The following is an 11,870-nucleotide window of genomic DNA, read 5'->3' as shown; positions in this document are numbered from 1 at the left end:
CGGAGCGTGCGGAACGATAGGCGTCCTCAAGACACCGATCGTGCCCATGCTCCGCGTGGGTATGCCGTTCGGGACGCTCTGCGTCCTATCTTCTTTGTTGCAGCCAAGTATCAGGACTGAATCGCTGGTTTTTCCGGCACGGCCGGCGTAGGGGGCTTGGTAGCAGGTTTGGCCGCCGGCTTTCTTGTCGCTGGTTTTTTCGCTGCTGCAGTTTTGGTCGCGGTGCTGGTTTTGCGGGTGCTCGTAGCGGCAGGCTTTTTGGCAGCCTCGACGGGCATGGCCGCTGCTTTCTTGACGGCTGGCTTGGGCGCAGCCTTGACCAACGGTTTCGCCGCGTTCTTCGTCGCTGCCGGTTTGGCCGCCACAGTGCGCGAAGCAGCCGGTCTGGCTTTCGCGCCCGTCAGTAGCTCGATCTGCCGGGTCAGCTGGTCGACCTTGCTGTTCAGCGCCTGTACTTCACTGCGGCTCGGCACACCCAGGCGCGCAATCGCGCCATTCAGACGCTTGTCGAAAGCCTCTTCCAGCTCGTTCCACTTGCCAACCGCGAGGTCTTTCACGTCGTCCACGCGGGACTTGGCCGACTTGCTGGTGTTCTTGACGTCATCGAGCTGCTTCTGCGCTTCGACCTTGGTCAGCTTCTCGGCCTTCTCGCCGTCCTTCACCAGCGTCTCGAAAAGCTTGCTGCCGTCATTGCTGATTTTGGAATACGCGCCCAAACCAGCCAGCCAGATCTGACGAGAGTACTTCTCAACCTCGCCCATCCAGGAGCTGCCATCTTTTTCGGTTTTTTTCTTGCCAGCCATCCTGTTCTCCTTATCGTCCAGACGTGGAACGCCCGAGTCGTTTCGGCACGCAGCGTTCGAGCTTTTATCGGCCCGACACGCTCATGCAGCACCGGCGGCTCATCGAGCCTGGCAAGGAGCGTGTCTACATCATGTGTAGACGCGATACCGATCCGGTTCAAGGCCTTTGCGACTCGAAGGTCGAAAGCACGCTCGATTCTGTCGATTTGCGCGCATAAAAGAGCGCATGGGCACACGGCGGCGAAGAAAAATCAGCAGGTCTGCATACGGCACTCAGGCAGCGAGCGCCTTGTCCAGAACGCGCTCGACTTCTGTTTTGATCGAACCGCTCATGGCCGACAGGATGAAGTTCAGCTCGATGTTGACGCGGATCAAAGCCTCTTCGACCTCGACCTCACCCTTGGCGCCCTTGCCCTCCAGTTTTACGGTATCGCCAGCCCATTCGTGGGCCAGTCCGTATCGGGTGGACAGCTTCTCGACCAGTTGCTCGGCCTTTTTGCGGGCCTTCTCGAGGCCCAGGGCGTGCGGGCGTTCAACGGTTATCTTGGCCATCGGAGGCTTCCTTGATCGTCATATGAAATGCGGCGCAACTATATACACCCGCCCGCATCCAAGAAAGCGTTGCAGGTGAGCCTTGTCAAGACAAAGCCGGCCTTGGCGATTAGAATGACCCGCACTCTATTCCGGTGAAGCGATATGAACGATCAGCGCAAAGGCAGCGATGCCGAACCTACGACTCACTTCGGTTACAAAAATGTACCGGAAAGCCAGAAGGCAGAAAAAGTCGCTGAGGTTTTCCATTCGGTAGCGGCCAAGTACGACCTGATGAACGACCTGCTGTCCGGCGGCATGCATCGCCTGTGGAAGCGTTTCGCGATCGAGCTGTCCGGCGTCCGCACCGGTAACCGCGTGCTGGACATTGCTGGCGGCACGGGCGACCTGACCCGCAAATTCTCCAACCTGGTCGGCCCGACCGGCCAGGTGGTACTGGCTGACATCAACGCCTCCATGCTCAAGGTCGGCCGTGACCGCCTGCTGGACCTGGGTGTGTCGGGCAACGTCGAGTTCGTCCAGGCAGACGCCGAGAAGCTGCCATTCCCGGACAACCATTTCGACTGCGTGACCATCGCGTTCGGCCTGCGCAACGTGACGCACAAGGAAGACGCCCTGCGTTCCATGCTGCGCGTGCTCAAGCCGGGTGGTCGCCTGTTGGTGCTGGAGTTCTCCAAGCCGACCAACAAGTTGATGTCCAAGGCCTACGACGCCTACTCGTTCGCGTTCATGCCGTTGATGGGCAAGCTGGTCACCAATGATTCGGAAAGCTACCGCTATCTGGCCGAATCGATCCGCATGCACCCCAACCAGGAAACCCTCAAGTCGATGATGGTAGAAGCCGGTTTTGACCGCGTGACCTATCACAACATGACTGCCGGCGTCGTGGCCCTGCACCGCGGTATCAAACCCTGATGTTGCTCCGGGGGCTGCTCGCCAGCATCGAGCACGGCATCAATCGGGTGCTGCGCCTGGACAGCACCGCGCTGCCCCGCATGGCGCGTCTGTCCGGACGTGTCATTGCGGTGGACTGTCGCGATCCGTCCCTGAAGCTGTTCATCCTGCCCAGCGACCAAGGCTTGCTGCTCGCCGCTGACTGGGCTGCCGAAGCCGACTGCACCCTGCGTGCGCCGGCGTCCAGCCTGGTGCGTCTGTCCCTGAGCAAAGACAAGACCGCTGTGCTGCACGGCCCGGACGTCGAACTCGACGGTGACAGCGGCGCGCTGCTGGAACTGGTCGGCATTCTTCAGGACCTGGAGCTGGACTGGGAGCACGAACTGTCCAACTGGATCGGCCCGGTGGCCAGCCAGTTGTTCAGCAGCCACCTGCGCAACAGTGGGCGCTGGACGCGGGAAAGCTTCAACAGCCTCAGCCAGAACGTCACCGACTACCTCAGCGAAGAATCGCGCACGCTGGTAGGCAAACACGAAGCCGAAGCACGATTCGCCGAACTCGATCAGATCAAACTCGATCTGGAACGCCTCGAGGCGCGCTTTGCCCGCCTTGCCCACTCCCTCAATACCAGCGATAACGCATGAAGCTGCTTGCCGTCCGCCGTCTGTTTCGCATTCAACGTGTCGTTATCCGCTATCGCCTTGATGACCTGTTGTTCGCCCTGCCCCTGCCGTGGTGGATGCTCGCGCTGCGTTTCGTGCTGCCCTGGCGCTGGCTGCCACGGCGCAAATCCGAGCTGAGCCGTGGCGTACGCTTTCGCCTGGCGCTCCAGGACCTGGGGCCGATTTTCATCAAGTTCGGGCAACTGCTGTCCACCCGGCGCGACCTGCTGCCCGAGGACATCGCCGACGAGCTGATGCTGCTGCAGGATCGCGTGCCGCCGTTCGATCAGCAATTGGCGATCAAGCTGATCGAAGAACAGCTTGGCGCGCGCATCTGTGACGTGTTCAGCCGCTTCGACGAGAAGCCGCTGGCATCCGCTTCGGTCGCCCAGGTGCATGCCGCCTGCCTGAAGACCGGCGAAGAAGTCGTGGTCAAGGTGGTACGCCCCGGCCTCAAGCCGATCATCGGTCAGGACCTGGCATGGCTGTTCATTCTCGCCCGCACCGCCGAGCGCGTTTCCGCCGATGCCCGCCTGCTGCACCCGGTGCAGGTGGTGATGGATTATGAGAAGACCATCTACGACGAACTCGACCTGCTGCGTGAAGCGGCCAACGCCAGCCAGTTGCGACGCAACTTCGAAGGCTCCGACCTGCTTTACGTGCCACAAGTCTACTGGGACTGGTGCCGGCCGAAAGTGCTGGTCATGGAGCGTATCTACGGCCTGCAGGTCACCGACATGGCCGGGCTGGCGGATCAGCGCACCGACATGAAATTACTGGCCGAGCGCGGCGTGGAGATCTTCTTCACGCAGATTTTTCGCGACAGCTTCTTCCATGCCGATATGCACCCCGGCAACATTTTCGTCAGTACGGTCAACCCGTGGGCGCCGAAGTACATTGCCATCGACTGCGGTATCGTCGGCAGCCTGACCCCGGAAGATCAGGATTACCTGGCGCGTAACCTGTTTGCCTTTTTCAAACGTGATTATCGTCGCGTTGCGCAACTGCACATCGATTCGGGCTGGGTGCCGGCAGAGACCAAGCTCAATGAATTCGAAGCGGCCATCCGCACGGTCTGCGAGCCGATTTTCGAGAAGCCGCTCAAGGATATTTCCTTCGGTCAGGTGCTGATGCGCCTGTTCCAGACCGCACGCCGCTTCAATATGGAAGTCCAGCCGCAACTGGTTCTGCTGCAAAAGACCCTGCTCAACATCGAGGGGCTGGGTCGTCAGCTGTACCCTGAACTGGACCTGTGGAGCACCGCGCAGCCTTATCTGGAGCGCTGGATGCGTGAACGGGTCAGCCCGAAAACCCTGCTGGGCAATCTGCAATCACAGGTCGAGCAATTGCCGCACATCGCCGGCATGACCCGTGACCTGCTGGAACGCATGTCCCGCCCGCACGCCTCGGACCCGCCACGCCCTTGGCACGATCGCAAGGACGAGCCGGTCCTGCGGCTGATCGGTGCAGCATTGCTGGTCGGCGGCGCGATACAGGGCTGGGTGATGAGCGAGGCCGCCACCCAGTTGCTGACGCTCACCGCGTGGCCGGCCGCGATCATGCTGATCGCCGGGCTGTATCTGATCGTTCGCCGATAGCCAGCAGCGAATGGCGCTGGCACACTGTTCAATCCGCCGGGCATGAAAGCCGGCTGCCGGAGTAGATATGAAAGACTGGCTGGACGAGATTCACTGGAACAGCGACGGTCTGGTGCCTGCAATCGCTCAGGATCACAAGACCGGCCGGGTATTGATGATGGCCTGGATGAACCGCGAGGCCCTGAGCCTGACCGCGGCCGAGAACCGTGCCATCTATTGGTCGCGTTCGCGTGGCAAACTCTGGCGCAAAGGTGAAGAATCGGGTCATGTGCAAAAGCTGCATGAACTGCGCCTGGACTGTGACGCCGACGTCATTATCCTGATGGTCGAGCAGATCGGTGGCATCGCTTGCCATACCGGCCGCGAAAGTTGCTTCTACCGAGTGTATGAAAAGTCAGGCTGGAAGACCGTAGACCCGGTTCTGAAAGATCCTGATGCTATTTACCCTGCAGGCCATTGAACATGACTGATACGTTGTCCCGTCTGGCCGAAGTGCTGGAATCACGCAAGGACGCCGCTGCCGACAGCTCCTATGTCGCAAGCCTGTATCACAAGGGCCTGAACAAGATTCTGGAAAAGCTCGGCGAAGAGTCGATCGAGACCATCATCGCTGCCAAGGACGCTGCGGTCAGCGGCGATTGCAGTGACGTGATTTATGAAACCGCTGACCTGTGGTTTCACAGCATGGTGATGCTCGCCGCGCTGGGTCAGCACCCACAGGCCGTGCTCGATGAACTGGACCGCCGATTCGGCTTGTCCGGTCACGCGGAAAAAGCCGCTCGCACGGCAGAGTAACGCTCTCCCCTTTCAAGCTTGAACTCTTTTACGAGGACTGTTTCATGGGTATTTTTGACTGGAAACACTGGATCGTCATCCTGATCGTCGTAGTACTGGTTTTCGGGACCAAGAAACTCAAGGGCCTGGGCAGCGACGTCGGCGAATCGATCAAGGGCTTTCGCAAGGCGATGAATGACGACGACAAGCCTGCCGAACAGCCTGCACCTCAACCCCAGCAGGCCCAGCCAGCCCCACAGGGCTCGCCGCTGAATCAGCCGCACACCATCGACGCGCAGGCGCACAAAGTCGACGAGCAGATCCGCAAAGACCAGGTTTAAGCCCATGTTCGGTATCAGCTTCTCTGAACTGCTGCTTGTCGGCCTGGTTGCCTTGCTGGTACTGGGTCCCGAGCGCCTGCCGGGTGCTGCACGCACCGCAGGCTTATGGATCGGCCGCTTGAAGCGCAGCTTCAATGCGATCAAACAGGAAGTTGAACGTGAAATCGGGGCCGACGAAATTCGTCGGCAGCTGCACAACGAGCATATTCTTTCGATGGAAGACGAAGCGCGCAAAATGTTCGCGCCCAATCAGCCGTCCGAGAACAGCCCGGAGCCGGCAAACCCGCCGCCAGCGCCCGCTGCGGCCGAAGCTGCAAGCCCCGTGCACGACCAAGCCGCACACCACGAAATCGGCCCTGCCCAACCTGCGGCACCAAAGACCGAGCTGTCGCTGGAGAAAACCGCCAAACCGGCTGACGCCGGCACACCGGTCCCGGCGCCTCCCGCCCACGATTCGTCATTGCCACCGCGAGCACCATGAGCGCTGATACCCCGGAAAATGATCAGCAAATGCCGCTGATCTCGCACCTCACCGAGTTGCGTACACGTCTGTTGCGCTGCGTTGCGGCAGTCTTCCTGATTTTCGCCGGCCTGTTCTACTTCACGCAGAAGATCTACACACTGGTCTCGGCGCCGCTGCGAGTCTATCTGCCTGAAGGCGCAACGATGATCGCCACCGATGTGGCCTCGCCGTTCATCACGCCGTTCAAGCTGACCATGATGGTCGCGCTGTTTCTGTCCATGCCGGTCATCCTGCATCAGATCTGGGGCTTCATCGCGCCGGGCCTGTACAAGCACGAGAAGCGTGTCGCAGTGCCATTGCTGGTGTCGAGCATCATCCTGTTCTACGCAGGCATGGCGTTCGCCTACTTCCTGGTCTTCCCGCTGATTTTCCACTTCTTCGCCAGCGTGACGCCGGAAGGCGTGTCGATGATGACCGACATCGCCAGCTACCTGGACTTCGTGATGACGCTGTTCTTCGCCTTTGGCGTGGCCTTCGAAATCCCGGTGGCCGTGGTGTTGCTGGTGTGGATCGGCATCGTCGACGTCAAGTACCTGAAGAAGATCCGCCCTTACGTGATCATCGGCTGCTTCGTGGTCGGCATGATCCTCACGCCGCCGGACATCTTCTCGCAGACGCTGCTGGCGGTGCCGATGTGGCTGCTCTTCGAGCTGGGCGTCCTGTGCAGCACGATGATCAAGAAGCGTGGCGAACATCCGGACGATGAGGCCGAGGACGCTGACAAGCAGGATCAGCCGCCCGCGACCACTCCGTGAACCTGCTGCTGCTTGAGGAAGCCGATTTCATTGCGGCGGACCGGGTGGTCCTGCGTGACCGCCGCCTGAAGCACATGCAGGAGGTGCACCGCGCAGAGGTTGGCGACAGTGTGCGTGTGGGCCGGGTCAATGGCCTGCTGGGCAATGCCCAACTGCTGCGCCTTGAACCGCATGAAGCAGAGCTGCGTGTCGAGCTGCAGAGTGCTCCGCCGGCAAAGCTGCCGCTTACCCTGTTGCTGGCGTTGCCACGCCCGAAGATGTTACGCCGGGTGTTTCAGACCGTTGCGACCATGGGCGTGCCGAAAGTCATTCTGCTGAACAGCTACAGGGTGGAAAAAAGCTTCTGGCAGACGCCGTTTCTCGAGCCCGAAGCCATCCGCGAGCAGCTGATTCTGGGCCTGGAGCAGGCGCGCGATTCGGTGCTGCCTGAAATCGTGATCGAAAAGCGCTTCAAGCCGTTCGTTGAAGATCGCTTGCCGCAGATCGCGCTCGACACACTGGCCCTGGTTGGCCATCCCGGTGATTTCCCGGCCTGCCCACGTGCGGTCACCCAACCGATCACGCTGGCCATCGGCCCTGAAGGTGGCTGGATACCCTACGAAATCGATCTGTTGCGCCAGTCAGGTTTGCAGCCCGTGCAACTGGGCGAACGCATCCTGCGCGTCGAAACCGCTGTAACGGCCCTTCTCGCTCGCTTGTTCTAAGCTGTCAGTGTCGACTCAATCGCTTCAGTTAACCGATAACTGGCCGATGCAGTCGGATACTTAGGACAAAAGACGTCAAGGAGTGATCATGTCTCGTGGGTTATCCAAAAGCCTCGCCAATGCGAGTGTCAGCCTGAAATTGGCGATCGGCTTTGGTCTGGTGCTGTTGATGACGCTGATGATTTCAGCCACCGGCTGGTTCAGCAATCAGGCGCTGATCGATCGTGGGGACCGTGTCACTGCGATTGCAGAGGTCAATGAGCTGACCCTTCAGTTGCGCATCAACCGTATGAGCTACGAGGTGCTGTACAACGCAGAGACTGCAGCGAAGGTCAGAAGTACACTCGATGAGCTCGACGCTGCACTGCAAACCGCCAGAAACCTGCTGCGATCCCCCGAGAACCTGCAGTTGCTGGATGTCCAGATTCAGGCAACGCGGGACTATCGGCAGTCGTTCGAGGACATGAGCAAGGCGATCGAAACCCGCGAAGCGAGCCGCAGCCAGATGGGCGAAAACGCCGACAAGGCAGTGGATCAGGCCAACAGGATCGAAGCCGAACTGCTCAAGGAAGATAACATCCTGGCCTTCAATGGCATCGTCGGCGTCAGCAAGCTGATTCAGCAGGCGCGCTTTCAGGTACGTGGTTACACCTACAGCGGCCGTCCCGATTTCGAAAAGGACGCCAATAAAGCCATCGATGACGCTGTGACCGGGATCAACACGCTGGCTGGCGACATTTCTTCCACTTATTCGCCCATGCTGCAACAGGCCATCGCCGGGCTGAATGGCTACCGCGCGGCTGTGGGCAAATACCGCGATGCCCAGGCCGCCTCCAAGGCCGCACTGGATAAAATGACCACGCTGGGCGTCAGCATGCTCGCCACCAGCAACGACCTGATTGCCAGACAGAACAAGAGCCGCGACGCAGACAGCGCCAAGTCGGTCACGATGATCGCCGCTGCTACTGCGCTGGCGCTGGTGTTGAGCATTCTCGCGGCGTGGGTCATCACTCGCCAGATCACCACCCCGCTGCAGGAGACTCTCGAAGTAGTGGAGCGGGTCGCCTCGGGCGACCTGAGCCGCAACCTCAAGGTCGATCGCAAGGACGAACTGGGCAAGCTGCAGGCCACGATTCAGCGCATGACGGTCAGTCTGCGCGAACTGGTCGGCGGGATTCGTGATGGCGTCACCCAGATTGCCAGCGCTGCGGAAGAGCTGTCGGCGGTTACCGAGCAGACCAGTGCCGGGGTCAACAGTCAGAAGGTCGAGACTGATCAGGTGGCCACCGCCATGCATGAAATGACGGCAACCGTTCAGGAGGTCGCGCGCAACGCCGAGGAAGCCTCGGAAGCAGCAGTGGCGGCAGACCGTCAGGCCCGTGATGGCGAACGGGTGGTCAACGAGGCCATTGCGCAAATCGAACGTCTCGCCTCTGCGGTGGGCAACTCCAGCGAAGCAATGGGCGCGTTGAAACAGGAAAGCGACAAGATTGGCAGCGTGCTGGACGTCATCAAATCGGTCGCCGAACAGACCAACCTGCTGGCGTTGAACGCCGCTATCGAGGCAGCACGCGCCGGTGAGGCCGGTCGGGGCTTTGCGGTGGTTGCCGATGAAGTGCGCAGCCTGGCGCAACGCACGCAAAAATCCACTGAAGAAATCGAAGCGCTTATTGCCCGCCTGCAAAGCGGCACACAACAGGCAACCACCGTCATGGACAGCAGCCGCGAGCTGAGCACCAGCAGCGTGGAACTGACCCGCAGGGCCGGCGGATCGCTGGCGAACATCACCAAAACCGTCTCGTCGATCCAGGCCATGAACCAGCAGATTGCGGCTGCCGCCGAAGAACAGAGCGCGACCGCCGAAGAGATCAACCGCAGCATCATCAATGTCCGTGACGTGTCCGAACAGACCTCTGCAGCCAGTGAAGAAACCGCGGCGTCCAGTGTAGAACTGGCGAGACTGGGCAATCACCTTCAGGTGCTGGTGAGCCGTTTCACCGTCTGACCTGTCAGGACACAGCCCGCGTCAGCACTCGGCGCGGGCCATTTTTCCCGACAAAATGTGACACCTTTCACCCCTCCTCCCTGCTCGGAAATCTCCTACGACCTTCTCAGGTCACGCAATGAATCGCCACGCCGATGCGCTCACAACGCATGTCCCGACGGGTTCGGAACGTGCTTTTGTTCGCTCATTGCAGGAGATTCCAATGTTCCGACTGATCAATCAAGCGCTCGGCAACATGAACGTCAGATTCAAACTGTCCCTGGGTTTCGGCCTGGTGCTGTTATTGACGCTGATCATCACACTGACGGGCTGGCATGGCCTGTACACCATGATCGACCGCTCGGAGTCGCTCTCGGACATCGCCCAGCTCAACGGTCTGACCAAAGATCTGCGCGCCGAGCGAATCACTGACCGCGTCCAGAAAACCCCGGAGAGCACGGCGCTGGTTACAGAAAAGCTCAATGAAATGAAAGCCCAGCTCACCCTGCTGCACAAGCAGAGTGACGAGGAGGCAACCATCAAGCTGCTCAACGGGCAGTTCGAGACGCTGAACAGGATCGAAAAGACCTTCGCGGACGTTCGCGACAACCGACAGACCCGCAACCAGATACGCACGCGCCTGGAGCAGACCTCGGAACAGGCCTTGCAGGCCATCGCGCAGGTTGAGGTAGAAGTGCTCAAAAGCGTCAGCCAGGAACAGGACAGCAGCGAGCGGATGGAGGAATTCACCAATATTTCCCAACTGAGGCAGCAGGTCCAGACCGCTCGTTATCAAGTGCAGACGTATACCTTCACCACCCGCGACGCGGATGAAAGCGCAGCCATTGCGGCCATCGACGAAGCGCTCAAGGAAATCGGGCAGATCGCTCAGGATCAGGGCAACGAAAGCCTTCAGGGCCTGACACCGGCGACCGCAGCCCTGCAGAGTTATCGCGAACGGCTTGGCGAGTTCAAGCAGATACAGACCAAGGCCGAAGCGGATCAGGAAATCATGGAAGGCCTTGGCGAAACGCTGCTGGACTCCGTCGGCGCGCTGAATCGCCTGCAGACTGCACAGCGCGACAGCGAGGCGGCTAATTCCAGCGCCATGCTGAGCAGTGTTGCAGGTCTGGCACTGCTGATCGGATTGCTTGCCGCCTGGATCATGACCCGACAGATCACCGTGCCGTTGCAGCAGACACTCAGTGCCGCAGCGCGCATCGCTCAGGGCGATCTGAGCCGGGACATATCGGTCACACGCCGTGACGAAATGGGTCAGTTACAAGGCAGCATGCAGACCATGACCGTCAGCCTGCGCGAACTGGTTGGCGGCATCAGCGAGGGCGTGTCGCAGATCGCCAGCGCGGCCGAACAGCTATCCGCGGTGACCAAACAGACCTGCATCGGAGTCACCAGCCAAAAAGACGAAACCGACCAGGTGGCCACGGCCATGAATGAAATGGCCGCGACCGTGCAGGAAGTCGCGCGCAATGCGCAAGAAGCTTCGCAGGCAGCCGCTCAGGCGGATCAACAGGCGCGCAGCGGCGATGAAGTGGTCGGGCAGGCGATCACGCAGATCGAGCAACTGGCTCGCGAAGTGCTGAACTCCACGCAGTCGATGAGCACGCTCAAGCAGGAGAGTAACAAGATCGTCGGCGTTCTTGACGTGATCAAGTCTGTTTCACAGCAGACCAATCTGCTGGCTCTCAATGCGGCGATTGAAGCAGCCCGCGCGGGAGAGGCCGGGCGCGGCTTCGCGGTGGTTGCCGATGAAGTGCGTGGTCTGGCGCAGCGCACGCAAAAATCCACCGAGGAAATCGAAGAGCTGATCGCCGCCCTGCAAACCGGCACACAACAGGTCGCAACCACTCTGGACAGCAGCCGCACCCTGACTGACAACACGGTTGAACTGAGCCGTCGTGCCGGTGGCGCACTGGAGCAGATCACCCGCACCGTGGCGACGATCCAGCACATGAACGAACAGATCGCTACCGCCAGCGAGGAACAGAGCGTGGTCGCCGAACAGATCAACCGTAACGTCATCAGCGTACGCGACATCTCCGAACAAACCGCCGCAGCCAGCGAACAAACCGCTGCCTCCAGCGTCGAACTCGCCAGACTGGGAACCCACCTGCAGACACTGGTGGGGAAATTCAGGGTGGGTTGATAGATCTGCGACGCAAGGATTCCGACGCTGGAGCGCTTGGCGTTATACACCAGCCTGCTTTTGATTCTGCCCAACGGGCGTAGGAGCGGACTTGTCCGCGAAGGGGCCGCCAA

Annotated in this window: 13 protein-coding genes and 3 pseudogenes; 13 read left to right on the top strand and 3 right to left on the bottom strand. The window is 60.2% G+C overall.

All coding sequences use genetic code 11. The features are described 5' to 3' along the window. Window positions 1-110: 110 nt before the first annotated feature. The 3 genes and pseudogenes from QRN50_RS22100 to QRN50_RS22090 all read right to left on the bottom strand — a co-directional run bounded on the left by QRN50_RS22100 (window position 111) and on the right by QRN50_RS22090 (window position 1,355). Window positions 111-803: a phasin family protein gene (locus tag QRN50_RS22100; protein WP_024641273.1), complete on the bottom strand. Its 693-nt coding sequence runs from the start codon at window positions 801-803 to the stop codon at window positions 111-113. A gap of 10 nt (window positions 804-813) precedes the next feature. Continuing rightward, a pseudogene (locus QRN50_RS22095) lies at window positions 814-1,015 on the bottom strand (phasin family protein); the annotation flags it as partial. Window positions 1,016-1,076: 61 nt separating this feature from the next. Beyond that, complete coding sequence (locus tag QRN50_RS22090) at window positions 1,077-1,355, bottom strand: polyhydroxyalkanoic acid system family protein (protein WP_011266368.1); 279 nt, start codon at window positions 1,353-1,355, stop codon at window positions 1,077-1,079. Between the two features lie 144 nt (window positions 1,356-1,499). Between QRN50_RS22090 and ubiE the strand changes: the two genes are divergently transcribed. The 13 genes and pseudogenes from ubiE to QRN50_RS26065 all read left to right on the top strand — a co-directional run bounded on the left by ubiE (window position 1,500) and on the right by QRN50_RS26065 (window position 11,757). Beyond that, complete coding sequence (gene ubiE / locus QRN50_RS22085) at window positions 1,500-2,270, top strand: bifunctional demethylmenaquinone methyltransferase/2-methoxy-6-polyprenyl-1,4-benzoquinol methylase UbiE (RefSeq protein WP_002551635.1); 771 nt, start codon at window positions 1,500-1,502, stop codon at window positions 2,268-2,270. Then, entirely contained in the window at window positions 2,270-2,893 is a 624-nt protein-coding gene (locus tag QRN50_RS22080) for a ubiquinone biosynthesis accessory factor UbiJ (protein ID WP_003403066.1), read from the top strand. The genes ubiE and QRN50_RS22080 overlap by 1 nt, the downstream gene beginning before the upstream one ends. Then, window positions 2,890-4,509 (top strand): ubiquinone biosynthesis regulatory protein kinase UbiB, encoded by a 1,620-nt coding sequence (ubiB, locus tag QRN50_RS22075; RefSeq protein ID WP_003316635.1) that lies wholly within the window; start codon window positions 2,890-2,892, stop codon window positions 4,507-4,509. Before QRN50_RS22080 ends, ubiB begins: the two co-directional genes overlap by 4 nt. A 67-nt stretch (window positions 4,510-4,576) precedes the next feature. Continuing rightward, window positions 4,577-4,969 (top strand): phosphoribosyl-AMP cyclohydrolase, encoded by a 393-nt coding sequence (gene hisI / locus QRN50_RS22070; RefSeq protein ID WP_003403068.1) that lies wholly within the window; start codon window positions 4,577-4,579, stop codon window positions 4,967-4,969. Window positions 4,970-4,971: 2 nt separating this feature from the next. After that, window positions 4,972-5,304 carry a phosphoribosyl-ATP diphosphatase gene (locus tag QRN50_RS22065; RefSeq protein WP_002551631.1) on the top strand — a complete coding sequence of 111 codons (333 nt, stop codon included), beginning with the start codon at window positions 4,972-4,974 and terminating at the stop codon, window positions 5,302-5,304. Window positions 5,305-5,348: 44 nt separating this feature from the next. After that, complete coding sequence (locus tag QRN50_RS22060; protein ID WP_096127487.1) at window positions 5,349-5,624, top strand: twin-arginine translocase TatA/TatE family subunit; 276 nt, start codon at window positions 5,349-5,351, stop codon at window positions 5,622-5,624. Between the two features lie 4 nt (window positions 5,625-5,628). Further along, window positions 5,629-6,105, top strand: coding sequence for a Sec-independent protein translocase protein TatB (gene tatB / locus QRN50_RS22055; protein WP_024640650.1), 477 nt, complete (start codon window positions 5,629-5,631; stop codon window positions 6,103-6,105). Next, window positions 6,102-6,902 (top strand): twin-arginine translocase subunit TatC, encoded by an 801-nt coding sequence (gene tatC, locus QRN50_RS22050; protein ID WP_011266364.1) that lies wholly within the window; start codon window positions 6,102-6,104, stop codon window positions 6,900-6,902. The genes tatB and tatC overlap by 4 nt, the downstream gene beginning before the upstream one ends. Continuing rightward, window positions 6,899-7,606, top strand: coding sequence for a 16S rRNA (uracil(1498)-N(3))-methyltransferase (locus QRN50_RS22045; RefSeq protein WP_024641272.1), 708 nt, complete (start codon window positions 6,899-6,901; stop codon window positions 7,604-7,606). The genes tatC and QRN50_RS22045 overlap by 4 nt, the downstream gene beginning before the upstream one ends. Window positions 7,607-7,694: 88 nt before the next feature. Continuing rightward, window positions 7,695-8,756, top strand: a pseudogene (locus QRN50_RS26080) (methyl-accepting chemotaxis protein); the annotation flags it as partial. Then, window positions 8,748-9,611, top strand: coding sequence for a methyl-accepting chemotaxis protein (locus tag QRN50_RS26075; protein ID WP_445081658.1), 864 nt, complete (start codon window positions 8,748-8,750; stop codon window positions 9,609-9,611). The pseudogene QRN50_RS26080 and the gene QRN50_RS26075, both read left to right, overlap by 9 nt. 118 nt (window positions 9,612-9,729) lie before the next feature. Continuing rightward, window positions 9,730-10,899: pseudogene (locus QRN50_RS26070) on the top strand (methyl-accepting chemotaxis protein); the annotation flags it as partial. Next, entirely contained in the window at window positions 10,882-11,757 is an 876-nt protein-coding gene (locus tag QRN50_RS26065; protein WP_428844688.1) for a methyl-accepting chemotaxis protein, read from the top strand. The pseudogene QRN50_RS26070 and the gene QRN50_RS26065, both read left to right, overlap by 18 nt. Window positions 11,758-11,870 lie beyond the last annotated feature (113 nt).

Origin of the sequence: Pseudomonas sp. MEJ108, assembly GCF_030208985.1 — a bacterium.
Taxonomy (GTDB): domain Bacteria; phylum Pseudomonadota; class Gammaproteobacteria; order Pseudomonadales; family Pseudomonadaceae; genus Aquipseudomonas; species Aquipseudomonas fragariae.
The sequence above is the reverse complement of the archived record's forward strand: the minus strand, read 5'-3'. Positions and strand labels throughout refer to the sequence as shown.